General features: G+C 67.2%; 12 protein-coding genes. 7 read left to right on the top strand and 5 right to left on the bottom strand.

Going from position 1 to position 17,629, the window contains the following annotated elements; all coding sequences use genetic code 11:
- Positions 1-64 precede the first annotated feature (64 nt).
- From E1742_RS09560 to E1742_RS09550, 3 genes are all read left to right on the top strand, one after another.
- The gene (locus E1742_RS09560; protein ID WP_134384664.1) at positions 65-694 is read left to right on the top strand and encodes an FAD/NAD(P)-binding protein; all 630 of its coding nucleotides are present in this window, start codon (positions 65-67) and stop codon (positions 692-694) included.
- 4 nt (positions 695-698) lie between these two features.
- Positions 699-1,904, top strand: coding sequence for a multidrug effflux MFS transporter (locus tag E1742_RS09555; RefSeq protein WP_134384663.1), 1,206 nt, complete (start codon positions 699-701; stop codon positions 1,902-1,904).
- A gap of 121 nt (positions 1,905-2,025) precedes the next feature.
- The gene (locus E1742_RS09550) at positions 2,026-3,951 is read left to right on the top strand and encodes a PAS domain-containing hybrid sensor histidine kinase/response regulator (protein ID WP_134384662.1); all 1,926 of its coding nucleotides are present in this window, start codon (positions 2,026-2,028) and stop codon (positions 3,949-3,951) included.
- 48 nt (positions 3,952-3,999) lie between these two features.
- Here the strand turns inward: E1742_RS09550 and E1742_RS09545 are convergent, their stop codons facing one another.
- The 4 genes from E1742_RS09545 to pgi all read right to left on the bottom strand — a co-directional run bounded on the left by E1742_RS09545 (position 4,000) and on the right by pgi (position 9,022).
- Complete coding sequence (locus E1742_RS09545) at positions 4,000-4,854, bottom strand: SIS domain-containing protein (RefSeq protein WP_134384661.1); 855 nt, start codon at positions 4,852-4,854, stop codon at positions 4,000-4,002.
- 70 nt (positions 4,855-4,924) lie between these two features.
- On the bottom strand, positions 4,925-6,397 hold the full coding sequence (gene zwf / locus E1742_RS09540; RefSeq protein WP_134384660.1) for a glucose-6-phosphate dehydrogenase: 1,473 nt from the start codon (positions 6,395-6,397) through the stop codon (positions 4,925-4,927).
- 94 nt (positions 6,398-6,491) lie between these two features.
- Positions 6,492-7,376, bottom strand: coding sequence for an SMP-30/gluconolactonase/LRE family protein (locus E1742_RS09535; RefSeq protein ID WP_134384659.1), 885 nt, complete (start codon positions 7,374-7,376; stop codon positions 6,492-6,494).
- Entirely contained in the window at positions 7,373-9,022 is a 1,650-nt protein-coding gene (gene pgi / locus E1742_RS09530; protein WP_134384658.1) for a glucose-6-phosphate isomerase, read from the bottom strand. The genes E1742_RS09535 and pgi overlap by 4 nt, the downstream gene beginning before the upstream one ends.
- 210 nt (positions 9,023-9,232) lie before the next feature.
- Between pgi and edd the strand changes: the two genes are divergently transcribed.
- The 4 genes from edd (at position 9,233) to E1742_RS27150 (ending at position 16,224) form a co-directional block, all read left to right on the top strand.
- The gene (edd, locus tag E1742_RS09525) at positions 9,233-11,155 is read left to right on the top strand and encodes a phosphogluconate dehydratase (RefSeq protein WP_134384657.1); all 1,923 of its coding nucleotides are present in this window, start codon (positions 9,233-9,235) and stop codon (positions 11,153-11,155) included.
- Positions 11,152-11,778 (top strand): bifunctional 4-hydroxy-2-oxoglutarate aldolase/2-dehydro-3-deoxy-phosphogluconate aldolase, encoded by a 627-nt coding sequence (gene eda, locus E1742_RS09520; RefSeq protein WP_134384656.1) that lies wholly within the window; start codon positions 11,152-11,154, stop codon positions 11,776-11,778. Before edd ends, eda begins: the two co-directional genes overlap by 4 nt.
- A gap of 641 nt (positions 11,779-12,419) precedes the next feature.
- The gene (locus E1742_RS09515) at positions 12,420-12,512 is read left to right on the top strand and encodes a PEP-CTERM sorting domain-containing protein (RefSeq protein ID WP_134384655.1); all 93 of its coding nucleotides are present in this window, start codon (positions 12,420-12,422) and stop codon (positions 12,510-12,512) included.
- A gap of 289 nt (positions 12,513-12,801) precedes the next feature.
- On the top strand, positions 12,802-16,224 hold the full coding sequence (locus E1742_RS27150) for a beta strand repeat-containing protein (RefSeq protein WP_134384654.1): 3,423 nt from the start codon (positions 12,802-12,804) through the stop codon (positions 16,222-16,224).
- Here E1742_RS27150 and E1742_RS09505 read toward each other — a convergent pair.
- A complete protein-coding gene (locus tag E1742_RS09505; RefSeq protein ID WP_134384653.1) occupies positions 16,212-17,501 on the bottom strand; it encodes an ATP-binding protein in 1,290 nt (429 codons plus the stop codon). The two genes, E1742_RS27150 and E1742_RS09505, sit on opposite strands and share 13 nt — an antisense overlap.
- Positions 17,502-17,629: the final 128 nt, after the last annotated feature.

The following is a 17,629-nucleotide window of genomic DNA, read 5'->3' as shown; positions in this document are numbered from 1 at the left end:
ACTTAGTATTAGACCACGGTGACCATAGACTTGCCAAATCGCTCACTTTCATCCGGATGCCTGCATGACAATCTTTGCTAAAGAAAAATTCACCGTGGCGGTGGTCGGTGCCGGTGGCGCCTGTGTCGCCTTCCTGCATCAGATTGTCTCGTCCGTCTCACGCGAGCAGGCCGCATCGATGCGCGTCGTCGTCTTCGAGCCGCGCGAGCAGATCGGACCGGGACTGGCATACCAGGCCGATGTGGACACGGCCCTGCTCAACCGGAATGCGGAGACGATGTCCGTCTCGGCCAACGATTATTCGACTTTTTCCGCCTGGCTGCGCTGGAAGGCGCACCACGAGGACGAACTGAAGTCCGTCTCGGCCACGGACCTGGCGACGGCCTATGCGCCGCGCCCCATGTTCGGCCGCTTCCTCGGCGATTTCTTCGTCGAGACCTGCGCCGCCGCCGTCAAGAAGGGACTGGAGATCGAAGTGATCCCACACGCGGCGGACGCCATCCGGCGCGGCGAGCGTTACCGGATCCGCCATGGCGAGAGCGTGCTGCTGGCCGACTCGGTGCTGCTCGCGGTGGGCAATACGGAAATGATCGCCCGCCGCGCACGCCATATCGCCAGCGACGTGCTGTCGTCGCTGGCGCCCGACCACAAGGCGCTGACGACCGGCCGCACCGCCGCACCTGCACTGGATTGAACCGATGTCCGACAACAGAACGCTCAAACCGTGGGCCTGGACGGCCATCCTGCTGATCGTGGTCTGCCTGCCCAGGGTGACCATCGATGCCTACCTGCCGTCGCTGCCGGCGATGGCCGATACGCTGGGCGCCTCGGACGCCAACCTGCAGCTGACGCTGACGCTGTACATGGTGGGCTATGCCGTCTCCATGCTGGTCTGCGGCCCGCTGTGCGACCGCGTCGGCCGCCGCCCGGTGCTGCTGTGGGGGACCGCACTGTACCTGCTTGCCACCGTGGTCTGCGTGATCGCCGGCGACGTCGCAACCATCATCGTGGCGCGCATGTTCCCGGCATTGGGCGGCTGCTGCGGCACGGTCGTCGGCCGCGTCATGGTGCGCGACCGGTTCGACAAGGCCACGCAGGCCAGGATGCTGAGCCGGATTTCGATGGGCATGGCCCTGTCGCCCATCGTGGCGCCGCTGATCGGCAGCGCCATCGACATCGCGCTGGGCTGGCGCTGGGTGTTCATCGCGCTGGCACTGCTGGGCACCGTGTCGCTGGCACTGATAGCCCTGCTGCTGCCGGAAACGCTGGCCGTCACGGCCGGCGGCCAGCGCGAACGGCCGCTGGCGGTCTACCGCCGCCTGCTGGGCGACCCGTACTTCCTGCGCTATGCGCTGGCGATCAGTTTTGTCTATTGCACCTACTTCCCGTTCATCGCGGAGTCGTCGGTGCTGCTGCAGCGGACCATGCACCTGTCGCAGACGGCCTACGCGCTGGTGTTCGGGCTGACGGTGGCGGGTTACGTCACCGGCTCCAACCTGTTCCGGCGCCTGTCGGCGCGCCATCCCGCCGACCGCGTGATCTCGTGGGCCGTGGCGCTGAACCTGTGCGGCGCGGCGCTGCTGCTGGGGGCGACCACGCTGCTCCCGCTCGCGCTGCCGGCCATCGTTGCGCCGTTCCTGCTGATCATGCTGTCGGTCGGTATCGCCATCCCGGCCTGCCAGTTCGGCGTGCTGCAGCCCTACGCGTCCGTAGCGGGATCGGCCTCGGGGCTGTTCTTCTTCGTGCAGATGGCGCTGACGGCCGTGTGCAGCTTCGTCACCGGCTGCTTTTCCAACGGAACAGCGGCGCCGATGGTGGTCGTGACGGCAATTTGCAGCGTGGGGTTCGCGGCGGTGTGGGCGGGATTGCGGCGGCCGGCCCAGGTCGGGCTGGCGCAGACTTGACCTGACCCCATCCTGGTTCCCCGGATCGAGGCGTCCGCCAGCGCTTCCTCGTTCGGCATATAGTTGACGTGCGGCAGCCGAGCGCCGTGCGCAATTTTGCGTAACTACTGGCGAGGGGGAAATGGCGGATCCGTTCCATGAACATTGTTTTTCCCGCATGGTCGAGAAAGTCTCGGACTATGCGATCTTCCTGCTCGATACGGCCGGGATCATCCAGACCTGGAATCCTGCGGCGCAAGCCATGAAGGGCTATCCGGCGCACGAGGCGATCGGGCAGCCCCTGGCGATGCTGTACACGGAAGCGGACCGGCAGCGGGACCACCCCCGGCACAACCTCGAGGACGCGACCAGGAATGGCACCTTCCAGGAGTCGGCGTGGCGCCAGCGCAAGGATGGATCGCTGTTCTGGGCGCTGGTCGAGGTGATCGCCATTCGCGGCGACGATGGCCGGCTCGAGGGCTTTTGCAAAATGACACGCGACCTCACCAACCTGAAGGACCTGCAGGACAGGCTGGCGCGCGAGAAGGAGCGCGCCGAGCTGACGCTGAACGCGATCGCGGTCGGCGTCATTTCCGTCGATGACGCCGGCCTGGTCGAATATGTCAACGACCAGGCCCAGCACTTCATGGGCTGGTCACGCGAGGATGCAAGAGGACTGCGTACCGAACAGGTGTTCGACATCGTGCCGCCGGGCGAATACAGTGCGGACGAGGCCAGGCTGGCGCGGGAGGAAATCAAGGGCACGCCGCCCCGGTCGACGCGGATACTGCGCGCACGCGACGGTACCCGGCATGTCGTCGAAACGCGGCAGTCGGCCATTCCCGGCCGGGACGGCATGGCCGGTGGGACCGTGATCGTGTTTCATGATGTGGGCGAACGGCAGGGCATGGAGGCGGCGTTGCGCGACGCCGATCGCCGCAAGGACGAGTTTCTGGCGATGCTCGCGCACGAGCTGCGAAACCCGCTGGCGCCGGTGAGTGCTGCCGCGGAGTTGCTGTCGCTGGGCAAGTTCGACGCCACCGCGGCACGGAAGGCGAGCCAGGTCATTATCCGGCAGGTCAGGCACATGACCGCGCTGATCGACGATCTGCTGGATGTGTCACGCGTATCGCGTGGGCAGGTTACGTTGCAGCTCGCATCGCTGGACATGAAAGCGGTCGTCAGTTGTGCGATCGAACAGGTGCGCCCGCTGATCGAAAGCCGTCAGCACACGCTGGCGATCACGCTGGCGCCCGCCCTGGCCCATGTCAAGGGCGATGAAAAACGGCTGATCCAGGTCATTGCCAATCTTCTCAATAACGCCGCCAAGTACACGCCTCCCGGCGGTGCCATTAGCGTGGCGATGTCGGTCGCCGATGGTGTCGTGTGCATCGAAGTGGCGGACAACGGCATCGGCATCGATCCCGCCGCCCAGCAGTTCGTCTTCGACCTGTTCGAGCAGGTGCACACGACATCGGATCGGGCCATGGGCGGCCTGGGCATCGGCCTGGCACTGGCACGCAGTATCGTCCATCTGCACGACGGCGCTATTGGGTGCGAAAGCGCGGGGCTCGGCCATGGCAGCTGTTTCAGGGTGTGCCTGCCCAGGCTTGCGCAGGATCAGACCACGCCGGAGCGCCGCGTCGCGGATCGGCTGGTCGAGGTACCGCATGCGCCAGTGCGCCTGTCGGTGCTGCTCGTCGACGACAACGTGGATGCCGCCGAAATGCTGAAGTTTTTCCTGACGGCGGCGGGGCACCGGGTCACGCTTGCCCACACGGCGGGCGCCGCGCTCGATGCCGTCAGATCGTCCATTCCCGACGCTTGCGTCCTCGACATCGGCCTGCCGGACGGCAGCGGACACGATCTGGCCGTCGACATCCGCAACGTGGCGAACCCGCCGCCCGTCCTGATCGCACTGAGCGGGTTCGGCACGGCACGGGACCGGACCCTCGCCAACGAAGCGGGCTTCGACCATTACTTTGTCAAGCCTGTCGAGCTCGAAGCCTTTGCCAGGGTGTTTGGCGGGATCAGGCCGCGCAGGATTCCTCCCCGGGCGGCCGACTGAAGCCGCGCGCAGCAGGGGATCGACTGTCGCCGGGCGGCAGTGCCGGCCCTAGCCGATAAAGGAATCGAACTGTACCTCGAACTCCTGCAACGCCTTTTGCGCGTTCTGCATCTGGCGGCGGAAGTCCGGACCCCGTTGCAGCGCCAGGCCGACGGCCAGCACGTCGATGACGACAAGGTAGGCGAGGCGTGCCGAGATGGGGGTGTACGGGTCGGTATTGAAGATCAGGTCGATGGGGATGAGCACCGTGGCCAGGTCGGCCAGCGGCGTGCCCGATGGCGCCAGCACGATGACGTCCGCGCCGCCATCCCTGGCCAGATGCACCGAGCGCACCAGCGCCGGGCTGTTGCCGCGTTGGGAGATGGCGACAACGCAGTCGCCCTTTTTCAGCAGCGCGGCGGCAATGCTGTGAATCGCCGGGTCGGAGTAGGCAACCGTGGGGACGCCCGAGCGGAAGAACTTGTGCTGGGCATCGGCCGCCACGATGCCGGACGTGCCCTGGCCGTAGAACTCGATCTTCTTGGCGCGCGACAGGATGTCCAGCGCCGCCTGGACGGGTTCGTGGTGCAGGTTGTTGCGCAGGTCCAGCAGCGTGTTGATGGAACGGCTGCAGATCTTATTGACGAGATCCGACGCCAGGTCGCCTTGCGACGGCGCCTCGTTCAGGCCGGGCAGGGCGAGCGCCAGCCCCTGCGCCAGCTTCAGCTTGAACTCATGCCAGCCGTCGTAGCCGAGCGTGCGGCAGAAGCGCACGACGGTGGGCTCGGACACCGCCGCGCTTTTTGCCAGCGCCGTGATGTTCGAGCTGACGGTGCGCGACGGATTGTCGAGCACCGCCAGCGCGACCTTGCGTTCCGATTTGGACAGCGAGTCGAGCTGCGTGCGGATGGAGTCCAATAGCATCAGTGGTGTCAGCTGCGTCGGCTGCGGTGTCAACTGCGATGGGGATGGTGGCAAGCCCAAGATAGTCCGATCAGTCTTCCGGCAGCGCTTCCTCGCGCCACTGCAGGCCGTCGCGGCCGATCAGCGCGCTGGCCGCGGCCGGGCCCCACGTGCCGGACGTGTAAGGCAGCGGTGCCGTGTCGTCCTGTTCCCAGTTGTTCAGGATCGGTTCGACCCATTCCCACGCCGCTTCCAGTTCGTCGCCGCGCATGAACAGCGTCAGCTGGCCGCGCAGCACGTCGAGCAGCAGGCGCTCGTAGGCGTCCATGCGGGGCGTCTTGAAGGTTTCGCGGAAGTCCAGTTCCAGCTCGGCCGGTTTCAGGCGCATGCCTTCGCCCGGCGTCTTGGCCATCAGGTTCATGCGCAGGCCTTCGTCCGGCTGCAGGCGGATGACGAGGGAGTTCGGCTGGAACGACGATGTCGGCTGGTTGAAGATCGAGTGCGGGATCTGCTTGAAGCGCACGACGATCTCGGCCAGGCTGTCGGCCATGCGCTTGCCCGTGCGCAGGTAGAACGGCACGCCGGCCCAGCGCCACGTGTCGATTTCCGCCTTCATCGCCACGAACGTCTCGGTGCGCGAATGCTGCGGCGCTTCCGGCTCGTCGCGGTAGCTCGGCACGGCCTGGCCGTCCACGTGGCCGGCGCGGTACTGGCCGCGCACGATGTTCTGCGCCAGCGTGGTCGGCGTGAAGCGCTTCAGCGAGCGCAGCACCTGCAGCTTGGCATCGCGCACGGCATCGGGCGCCGTGGACGCCGGCGGCTCCATCGCCACGATACACAGCAGTTGCAGCAGGTGGTTCTGCAGCATGTCGCGCAGCGCGCCGGACGTGTCGTAGTAGCCGATGCGGTTGCCCACGCCCAACTTCTCGGCAATGGTGATCTGCACGTCCGAAATCCATTCGCGGCGCCACAGCGGCTCGAACAGGATGTTCCCGAAGCGCAGCGCCAGCAGGTTCTGTACCGTTTCCTTGCCCAGGTAGTGGTCGATCCGGTAGATCTGCGATTCCTCGAACACTTCGCCCACTTCGCGGTTGATCTGCTTGGCCGATTCCAGGTCGCGGCCCAGCGGTTTTTCCAGCACCACGCGCGATTCCGGCGTGACCAGGCCGTTTTCCTTCAGGTTGTCGCAGATCTGCGCGAACAGCGCCGGCGGCGTCGCCAGGTAGTACACGCGCGTCAGGCCGGGCTGGTCGCGCAGGGCGGCGGCCAGGCTTTGGTAGGAGCCCGAGTCGGTGGCGTTGACGGATACGTAGACGATCCGGCGCGTGAACCGCTCCCACGCTTCCGGCGTGGCCTTGTTCGACTTGATGTGCGGGCGCGACGTCGCGTTGACCGTGTCGATGAATTCTTCCGTGGTGTTGTCGTGCCGGCCGATGCAGATGATGCGGGCCGTTGGCGGCAGGTCGCCGCACAGGTCGCGGGAGAACATCGCAGGGAGCAGTTTGCGCATCGAGAGATCGCCACTGCCGCCAAACAGAACCAGGTCAAAGTCGGTGAGAGCCATAATATATAAGTTGTGAATTCTGTGGAAATATACTACCGGATATGGAGCGTCTGGTGAAAATATACTACAGGAGCGGCCGGTCTGTCAGGCTCCCTCAGCCAACATACGCCGGTTGTTCAAGGCCGGCAACGGGCACACGCAGCGCCAGCACCTTGCCCGACAGCGGATACTGCTCCAGCTCCGCCTGGGGACGCTTGCCCGCGCTGGTGATGTACAGCGTGCGCAGGTCCGGGCCGCCGAACGCCACCATCGTGGGGCAGCGCACGGGCAGGGCGATCTCGTCGAGCAGCTCGCCCATTGGGGACAGTTTGACGATGCGGCCGCCTTCGAACATGGCGACCCAGTAATTGCCTTCGCTGTCCACGGCCGCGCCGTCGGGCCGGCCGCCGTAGTTGTTGGTCTTGTCCTCGGAGAACTTCATCAGCGGGCGCAGGTTCGTGGCGCTGCCCGTGGCGGGGTCGAAGTCGAAGCGGCGCACCGTGTGCGACGTCGTGTCGGCGTGGTACATCGTGCGGTTGTCCGGGCTGAATCCCAGCCCGTTCGAATTGGTCATGCCGCCGGACCAGGCCAGGCGTACCGCACCTTTTTCCAGCACGTACATCTCGGCGGCCGGCCGGTCGCGCGGCTCGTAGATGGTGCCGACCCAGAAGCGGCCGGCCGCGTCGGCCTTGCCGTCGTTGAAGCGGGCCTTGGTCTGGTCGAAGGGCGACGGGGCGATATCGGTGATCGTGTCCGTGGCCGGGTCCAGGTGGACGAAGCCGGCGCGCGTGGCGACGACGATGCCCCCAGTCGCATGGCGGGCCAGCGCGGAAGGCTCCGTCGCCATCGTCCATGCCGTATGCCGGCCGGACGCCGTGTCCAGCCGGTGCACGGCAAAGCCGTCGATATCGACCCAGTACAGCGCCCCTTCGCGCGGCTCCCACAGGGGACCCTCGCCGACCTGCATCGGCTCGTCCCAGACGATGTCGAAATCGCTCATTGGACCTTGGCTCCTTTTGCCATGACGATCAGGCCATTGGTCGAGCTGTCGTGCGCCGCCTGGTCGACGTCGCCTTCCAGCTCGGCCTGGATTTTCTTGGCCAGCACCTTGCCCAGCTCCACGCCCCACTGGTCGAAGCTGGCGATGTCCCAGATCACGCCCTGCACGAAGGTCTTGTGCTCGTACAGCGCGATCAGCGCGCCCAGCGTGGCGGGGGTCAGCTGGTCCATCAGGATCGTGTTGGACGGCCGGTTGCCGGGGAACGTCTTGTGCGGCACCAGTTCGTCGATCTTCGCATCAGGCAGCCCCTGCGCCTGCAGCTCCGTGCGTACTTCGGCGGCCGTCTTGCCCTTCATGAAGGCTTCCGACTGGGCGAAGCAGTTCGCCAGCAGCGCATCGTGGTGGCCTTCCAGGTCGTGCGTGGCGCGCAGCGCGGCGATAAAGTCGATCGGCACGATGTCGGTACCCTGGTGCAGCAGCTGGAAGTACGCATGCTGCGCATTGGTGCCGCATTCGCCCCAGACGATCGGGCAGGTGGGCGTATCGACGGGCTGGCCGCCCTTGGTCACGCGCTTGCCGTTGCTTTCCATGTCGAGCTGCTGCAGGTAGGCGGGGAAGCGGTTCAGGTCCTGGTGGTACGGCGCGATCGACAGCGATGCGGCGCCCAGGAATTGCCGGTTCCAGAAGCCGACCAGCGCCAGCAGCACGGGCATGTTCTGTTCCAGTGGCGCGGTGCGGAAGTGCTCGTCCATGGCATGCGCGCCGTCGAGCATCGTCTGGAAGTAGCCGAAGCCCACGGCCAGCGCGACCGGCAGGCCGATGGCCGACCAGACCGAGTAACGCCCGCCCACCCAGTCCCAGAACGGGAACATGTTTTCGACGTCGATGCCGAACTTCGCCACGGCTTCCGTGTTGGTGGAGACGGCCACGAAGTGGCGCGCCAGGTCTTCTTCCTTGCCTTCGCACAGGAACCAGCGGCGCGCCGTCTGTGCGTTGAGCATCGTCTCGGCGGTAGTGAAGGTTTTCGATGCGACGATGAACAGCGTCGTCTCGTGGCTTACCTGCGCCAGCACCTCATCCATGTCATGCCCGTCCACGTTCGAGACGAAATGCATCTTCAGGCGCGGGTGGGCGTACGAACGCAGCGCCAGCACGGCCATCTTGGGGCCCAGATCGGAGCCGCCGATGCCGATGTTGACGATGTCGGTAATCGGCTTGCCGCTGTAGCCCAGCCACGTGCCCGCACGGACCTTGTCGGTAAATGCCTTGACCCGGTCGAGTACCGCGTGCACATCGGCGTTGACGTTCTGGCCGTCGACGACGAGCTCCTTGCCGCGCGGCATACGCAGGGCCGTGTGCAGCACGCTGCGATGTTCGGTAAGATTAATTTTGTCGCCGACAAACATGGCGTCGCGCTGCGTTTCCACGCCCCGTTCACGGGCCAGGTCGAGCAGCAGTTCCATCGTCCTGGCGTCCAGGCGGTTCTTCGAGTAGTCCAGGAACAGACCGGCCGCGTCGACGGTCAGCTTCGGAAAACGCTCCGGATCGGCCCGGAACAGGTCGCGCAGTTGCCACGCTTTCGCGTCGACGGCGTGGGATTCCAGGGCTTGAAAGGAGGCGGTGGTCGTGAGGGCTGGCTGGCGCATGGGTTCTGGGTCAGTTGGGAATATTGGCTAAACTATACAGGAAAAGAGGGTAACTTCACTACGCGTTTATCCGTTGCGCCGCAAAAATACCGTTCGAAGTCGCGTACGCCGGGTCCCGCGAGGCGGCCGCGCCGCTATGCAAACCTGCATAAAAACACGCCTGTCGGCGTTTGTAGTAAAATTTCGGGAATTCATCGATAAGGAAGCATAATGGCCTTGCACCCAGTCCTCGAAAAAGTCACCGCGCGCATCGTCGCGCGCAGCCGTCCGTCGCGCGGCGCCTACCTGGCGCACCTCGAAGCGGCCCGCGTCAAGGGTCCGCAGCGCGGCTCGCTGTCCTGCACCAACCTGGCCCACGGCTTCGCCGCCTTCCCCGCCAACGACAAGCTGATCCTGAAGGAAGTCAAGAAGGCTTCCGTGGCGATCGTCTCGTCCTACAACGACATGCTGTCGGCGCACCAGCCATTCGAATACTTCCCGAAGATCATCAAGGACGCCGTGCGTGACGTGGGCGCGGTGGCGCAGTTTGCCGGCGGGGTGCCCGCCATGTGCGACGGCGTCACGCAGGGCCAGCCGGGCATGGAGCTGTCGCTGTTCTCGCGCGACGCCATCGCCATGGGCACGGCCATCGCCCTGTCGCACAACATGTTCGACAGCGCCGTGTATCTCGGCATCTGCGACAAGATCGTGCCGGGCCTGCTGATCGGCGCACTGCACTTCGGCCACCTGCCGGCGGTGTTCATTCCGGGCGGCCCGATGACGTCCGGCCTGTCGAACAAGGAAAAGGCAGCCATCCGCCAGCGCTACGCACAGGGCAAGGCCACCCGCGAGGAGCTGCTCGAAGGCGAGGCCAAGTCCTACCACGGCGCCGGCACCTGCACGTTCTACGGCACCGCCAACAGCAACCAGATGCTGATGGAGGTCATGGGCCTGCACCTGCCGGGCGCCGCCTTCATTACGCCAGGTACGGAACTGCGTGACGCGCTGACGGCAGCCGCGGCCCAGCGCGCCGCCTTGATTTCCGAGCAGGGCGACGAATACATCCCGGTCGGCCATATCGTCGACGAGAAATGCATCGTCAACGCCGTCGTCGCGCTGCTGGCAACCGGCGGCTCGACCAACCACACGCTGCACCTGCCGGCCATTGCCAAGGCGGCCGGCATCGTCATCGACTGGGACGACTTCAACGATCTGTCCGCCGTCGTGCCGCTGCTGGCGCGCATCTACCCGAACGGCGACGCGGACGTGAACCACTTCCACGCGGCTGGCGGCACGGGCTTCGTCATCCGCGAGCTGCTCGATGCCGGCCTGCTGCACGAAGACGTGACGACGATCATGGGCAAAGGCTTGCGCAACCACTGCAAGGAGCCGTTCCTGGCCGAAGGCGGCAAGGGCGTCGTCTTCAAGGATTCGCCGGCCGTGTCGGGCGACCTGAACGTCGTGCGTCCCGCCAGCGAGCCGTTCTCGAAGGATGGCGGCATGGTGCTGGTGGACGGTAACCTGGGCCGCGCAGTGATGAAGGTCTCGGCGGTCAAGGTCGAGCACCGTTCCGTCGAAGCGCCGGCGCTGGTGTTCAACTCGCAGGAGGACTTCATGGCCGCCTACAAGGCCGGCCAGCTCGACCGCGACTTCGTCGCCGTGCTGCGTTTCCAGGGCCCGCGTGCCAACGGCATGCCGGAACTGCACGCGCTGACGCCGGCGCTGGCGAACCTGCAGGATGCCGGCCGCAAGGTGGCGCTGGTGACCGACGGCCGCATGTCCGGCGCCTCCGGCAAGGTGCCGGCGGCGATCCACGTGTCGCCGGAGATCCTGGCCGGCGGCCCCCTGGGCCTCGTGCGCGACGGCGACATCATCCACCTGGACGCCGCCACCGGCGTGCTGGAGGCAAAGGTCGACAGCAAGGAATGGCATGCGCGCGCGCAGGCGCAGGCCGACCTGACGCCAAGCCACGTCGGCATGGGCCGGGAACTGTTCGGCATGTTCCGTGCGACCGTGTCGGCGGCGGAGCAGGGCGCGACGACGTTCGGCCTGCCGTCGCCGCGCGACACCACCGTGGAACTGCACGGTGGCGACAATGTGGGCAATACCGTGCCCGGTTCCGATGAAGATTTCCTCGTAAAGAAAGCGCCATGACCATGAACCTGCTCGACATTATGCGTACCTCGGCCGTGATCCCCGTGATTGCGATCGACGATCCCGACCACGCCGTGCCGCTGGCCAAGGCCCTTGTCGCCGGCGGCATCCGCGTGCTGGAAGTGACGTTGCGTACACAGCACGGCCTGGCCGCGATCCGCGCCATGAGCGAAGTTGAAGGCGCCATCGTCGGCGTCGGCACCTTGACGCAGCCGGAGGAATTCGCCGCTGCGCGCGACGCGGGCGCCGTGTTCGGCGTCTCGCCCGGTTTGACGGACGCGCTAATCGCCGCGCAGAAGTCGTCCGGCCTGCCGCTGCTGCCTGGCGTGATGACGCCGTCGGAAGTGATGAAGGCGCGCGAACAGGGATTCAGGCAACTGAAGCTGTTCCCGGCCGTGCCGGCCGGCGGGGTGGGCATGCTGAACGCCATCGGCGGACCACTGCCGGACATCACGTTCTGCCCGACGGGCGGCATCTCGCAGGAAACGGCGCCGGCTTTCCTGGCGCTGAAGAACGTCGCCTGCGTGGGCGGCTCGTGGCTGACGCCGAAGGATGCGATGAAGGCCGGCGACTGGGGCCATATCACGGCCCTGGCCAAGGCGGCGAGCGCATTGCGCGGCTGATTTCAAGCGGCATGAACGAAAGGCACCTGCGGGTGCCTTTTTTTCATGGCGCAGTTCCACACCGGGATAAGGCCCGACATCTGGACACCGGCCCGACTGTCGGCGCCGGCAATTGTTCGAATGCCGGACCCGACACCGGCCTGATAACGCAGGACCGCGTGAGGCGATATATAGCGCACGACTAGGTATTCGATAGTGATATTTATTTAATAGCACATTAATTATCGAATACACAATCGCAGCGGTCGGCATTTGCCTGCGTTGTTGACCGGCGCGCCATCGTGATCCGGCGCCGCCGTCCGGCGGGCGCTCATCTACGCGAGATCCCATGCATCGTTCCCAGCCCATCAGACCCCAATGGTTTATGTCCTCACCACTTCGCTCCGTTGCTGCCTGCCATCGTGGTCAGCCAGGCGTGTGGCGCTACTGGTGCGCCCCGAACGCCGGGCATCAAACGGGGCCACACCGGGCGGCAATGGCACGGCCGGCGGCCAGGGCGAACATGTCGTCGTGGCAGCTCCCGTCCAGCAATATGAGGCCAGAGCCGTCGGCGGCGCCGGGAACGCGCCGGCAGCCAGGATCTGCTCGTATCGGCCAGCTTCACGTACACGGGGCCGGGCGGCTACTCTTTCCAGTACGCATTGGGCATCGCCCCCGTGCCGGAACCGCAGGCATGCATGCTGATGCTGCTGGGCCTGACGGTGGTCCTGGTGCGCCGCAAGGCACGCGCCTGAGCATGCTGCGGGCGGCCGGGTGACCGGTTGCACGCCCGCTGACCCCACGCGGGGCTCGACGCCGGTTGGCTGGTGGCGTGCCCCCGTTTGCGATGCACTTTTCTTTTACCTTTCCTCCATCCCCGCGGTAGCATCAGTGGCAAGCCGGCGGCATCCGGGCGCCCACCGCTCTTGCCGAAGTCGCGCTTCAGAACGCTTAAGGTTTTACCAAGGACTTTGTCTAAAGGACATCGGATACTGCAGCGTGACGGGGTGCGTCCCCGCGCTTAAACTAACCGGAGAATCATTCATGTCCCTCGGCACCACACCGCGCAGCGTGCTGCGCGCCACCCCCTTGCTGCTTGCACTGCTGGCCCAGCAGGGCTACGCCGCCGTCGTCAACGGCACCCCCGGTACGGCCGGTACCAATGGCAGCGCTGCCGGCCAGCCGGGCGGCGCTGGCGGCGCTGGCGGCGCGGCTAACGCCACCCATACACCGACGGGCACGGTGCCGGCGCGTGCGGAAGCGAAGGGCGGCGCTGGCGGTGCCGGCGGCGTGGGCGGTGCCGGTGCCAACGGTGGCGTCGGCGGTGACGGCGGTGCGGCGCAGGCGGTAGCCAATTCCGCACCTGCCAGCGGTGCGGCCACGGCGGTGGCACTGGCCACCGGTGGCAAAGGCGGTGTTGGGGGTGCCGGCGGCGCTCAGGGCGGTATCGACGGCAATGGCGGTGCAGGCGCGAGTGCCACTGCGCAGGCGAGCGGCGTCGCGGCCGGCGCGGGTGCCGTGGACGTGACTGCCACGGCGACAGGCGGCACCGGCGGTGCGGCCGGTGCCGTTGCGGGCGGCGCAGGCGGCCAGGCCGGCGCGAGCGCGTCCGGCCGCTCCGTCAGTGGACCGGTGCGGGTCGCAGCCACCGCCACCGGCGGGGTCGGTGGCGAAAGCGCCCGCGGCACCAGTGGCAATGGCGCCGCGGTGCAGCTTAACAACGCGGTCACGGGCTCGACCACAGGCCAGCTGACCCTGCAACAAACGGCCGTCGGCGGTGGCGGCGGCTCCGGTGGTGTGCGCTACAAGCAGGACGCCGGCGCAGGCGGCCGCGGCGGCGATGCCTCCAGCACGCTGGCCTTGTCCGACGGCCGTGCAAGCGGACTGACTGTCGGCGTCAAGGCCGAGGGCGGCTATGGCGGCGGCGCCGCGAACGGCATCGCTGCAAGCGGCGGCAACGCGACCGCCAGCCTGCAATTGACGTCGACCGTGGCCCGGGCAGCCGTCAGCGGCACGGTCACGGCCACCGGGGGTATCGGAGGCGCGACCGGCAATCGTGGGGCGGCCGGTGCGGGCGGCACTGCGCAAGCCGAATTGCTGCTGCGTGGCCAGGGTGACGTTACCGGGCGCTTGAGCGCGAAGGGTGGCGACGCCGGCGACGGCACCGCGAACGCGGCGTCCGCTACGGGCGGCAGCGCCACCGGGCGGCTCGACATCGTCGCGACCGGTACTGTGGATGCCAGCAGTGTGGTCACTGGCGGCCAGGCCCGCTTCCAGCAGCCGAAACCCGGTAACGGTGCGTCGGGTGCGTCGGCGACAAGCGACCTGCGTGCCCGTTCGACGGGAGGCAAGAACGTGACGGTCGTGCACAAGGCCGAGGCCAGGGATGGCAGCGATGCCGCCGGCTCGGGTTACGTAGGTGGACGTGGCGGCGACGTGCAGGTGACGACCACGGCCGTGTCCAATGGCGGTTACGTCCAGGGGGACATCACGGCAACGGCAGGGACGGGCGGCGCGGGCTATATGGGTGCCAGGAACGGTGACGGCGGCAACGCCATCGCCACGATCAATAGTGGTGCGGACAGCACGGGTATCGTCGACTTGCGCCAGACCGCCGTTGGCGGCGGCGGCAGGACCGGTGGCAACGGTACGTCCATCGTGGAAGTGCTGAACAGCAAATCATCGCTGCTGTTCCTGATGAGCTCGGCCTATGCCGGCAGCGGCACCATTGCCGGCAGCGCCAACGCGGTGGCGCGCGGCAGTAACGCGACCAATGCCTCCGTGACCGTTCAGGCGAAGGCATTCGGTCGCAACGTGGGCGCCCGGTTGAACGTGGCCGCCAGCGGCGTCTCGGCCACCGGTCACGTGAATGTCATCGGCATGGCGACAGGCAGCTCGGGCGTCAATGGCGGCTCGGTGCGCCTGGTCGATGCGGTCAGCGGATCGACGGCGGGCAAGCTGTGGCTGACCCAGACGGCCGTAGGCGGCAGTGCAGACGACAACGATGTCAGCCTCGGTGCCGGAGGCGCGGCGGAGTCGCTGCTGACGCTGCAGGACACCAAGGCACGCGAAATCCTGGTCAAGGTGCGCTCGACCGGCGGGCGCACGGGCGAACAGGACCGCTCCTCGGAAGACACCACCGGCGGTGGCGGCAACGCGCACAGTGCGCTGGTGCTGTCGACGACCGCCGCAACGACAACAGCCGCGGTGGTCGAGGCAACGGGCGGCGCTGCCGCTTCGGCCCGTGCGCGGCGCGCTCCGGGCGGCAGCGCCCTGGCGGAGCTGACGCTCGCCGGCAACGGCGCCCTGGACGGACGTGCCACAGCCACCGGCGGGAGCGCGGAAACGTTCGCCGCCCTGGCGCCCGCCGTGGCCGGCGGCGGCGACGCGACGGCACGGGCGCGCGTGGAAGGTAACAGTACCGTCCTCGTCACCAGCACGGCGAAGGCCGGCAACGGCAACCAGGCACGGTTGATCGACGGTGTATCCATCGGCGCGCGCGCAGTCAGCGAAGCGGTCGGCCGCAGTACCGGTACCGCGGCCGTCACCGCGGCCGCCACTGCCTCGGGTGGCTATGGCGGGTGGTACGAGCACGCTGCGCGTGGCGGCGATGCCGTCGCAACCGCGAGCGCCACCTCGCGCGGTGCGGCGACCGCGCTGGCGAGTGCCCGTGGCGGGATCAAGCTCGGTGACGCACCCGCAGGCAACGGCCAGGCGACTGCGACATCGATTTCGACCGGCGGCCCGAGCACGGCGACGGCCGAGGCATCCGGCCTGCGTGCGGATGCGCTGGCGCGGGCAGAGGGCGCGAGCGGCAGCGCGACGGCTCGCAGCACGGCCAACTGGGACTACTTGATGAACGTCACGACGGCAGCCACGGCACAGGTCGCCGGCGGGGCCACTGTCGCGACGTCGGCGGAAGTGGGCACTGCCATCCCGACACTGGCCGTCCCAAGCGATGTCCAGGCCGCATCCTACGCCACGGCTTTGCCAGGTGGCACCGCCATGCTGGCCGGTGCCCCGCTGCTGGGCGCTGGCACGCAGGGGGCATCATATTCCGGCACTGGCGTGCTGGAATATGAAACCAGCGCCAGTTTCTCCGTCTACGCCGGAGGCGACCGCTATCTCACGCTAGGGCTGCTGGGTGCCGATGGTTCGGGCACCGGGCTGACACAGCTGGACCTGACGCTGACCATCAAAGGTAACACGCTGTTTGCCCACACGTTCACGTCGCTCGACGATGCGATGACGTTCTTCGACGACGGGACGTTCGCCCTGGGCAAGCTGGAACTGGGCTACCAGGACGTGGTGCTGACAGCGGGCTACACGTTCGCCGGTCCTGCGGGCTTTGCGTTCAACTACGCGTTGTCCGTCAGCGCCGTGCCTGAGCCGGGGACGTGGATGCTGCTGTTGTGCGGCCTGGGGCTGATCGCCGCGCGGGCCCACCGCCAGCGTCAGGAGGCCTGAAGCGAGGCGGCGCCGTTGCGCCGCTTTGCCAGCGCGAAGGCGCGCCCGGTCTCGGTCAGCGTGTAGGGCCGTGGGCGCGCCCCGTCGAAGACGACAAAGGCGCGGTCGACCAGTGTGTCGACGGCATCGAACAGGCTGGTCCGGCCAGCCGTACCGCTGCCCAGCTGGTCGAGGGCAAACCAGCCGGGCAAGCGCGCCATCGCGCAATACAGCGCCTGCTCGCCCGGCCGCAGCAGGCCGTAGCTCCAGTCCAGTGCGCTGTGCAGTGCGCGATGGCGGGGCGGTGCCGCATGCGTACCGCCGCTGAGGAGGAACAGGCCGTCGTCCAGCGACCGTAGTACCCCTTCCAGGCCGAACGCCGGTACGCGCGCCGCGGCCAGCTCCAGCGCCAGCGGCAGGCCGTCCAGGCGACGGCACAGGCGGATGGCTGTGCCGATGTTGCCGTCGTCCAGCATGAAGTGCCGGTCACGCGCGGCGATCCGTGCCTGCAGCAGCGCGACCGCGCCATATTTGAGCGCCTCCACGGCGGGGTTGCCGCCCGTGGGCACCGCCAGCGATGCCAGCCGATACACCGATTCCTCCCGGAGGTTCAGCCGAACCTGCGTCGTGACGAGCAGGCGGAGCGCCGGGGCTTGTGCGAGCAGACGCTCCGCCTCCTGCGCCGTCGCGTTGCTGACCTGGTCGGCGTTGTCCAGCACGAGCAGGCGACAGCCTGGTTCCACGCGGGCCAGCGCGGCTTCGACATCCGCGGCCGTCATGGCATGCGCCAGGTCCACCCAGGTTACCCGGCCATCGAAAGAGACATGCAGGCGGGCCGCCACGTGGCGCGCCAGCGACGTCTTGCCGACACCCGTGGCGCCGACGATCGACACCAGCCGCGCGTTGCGCAGCAGGTCGAGGCAGTCTTCCAGGTCGTCATCCCGGCCGTACAACAGCGCCGGCGACGGTGGCGGTCCTGCCGGCACGGCCGTCTCTTCGCTGGCGCACGGCAGGGCAAGCTGATAGCCGCGCCCCGGCACGGTCTTGATGGCGTCGTGGCCGAGGGTCTTGCGCAGTTGCGAGATGTGCACCTGCAGGTTGTTCTCTTCCACTACCGCGCCGGGCCACACCGTGTCCAGCAACTCGCGTTTCAGCACCAGGACGCCCTGGCGCGCCACCAGGACATGCAGAACGTCGAAGGCGCGCGCCTGCAGCACGATCTCCGTCCCGCCAGCCAGAAGGCGGCGTTGTGCCGGATGCAGTGCAAACGGACCGAAGCGGTAGATGGTGGAGGACATATGGTTGGACGACCTGGCGCGGACGGTGATGCAGGATCATAGCAAAAGTTTAATTTTTTGTCGGCGCATGCCCGGCGGATGGTTTTGATCTGCCGGGTCAGGATATTGCCGTATTAATAATTGTGCCA

Source organism: Pseudoduganella plicata, from assembly GCF_004421005.1.
GTDB lineage: Bacteria > Pseudomonadota > Gammaproteobacteria > Burkholderiales > Burkholderiaceae_D > Rugamonas > Rugamonas plicata.
Note: the sequence above shows the minus strand (reverse complement) of the source record. Positions and strands in the feature narration are given on the sequence as shown.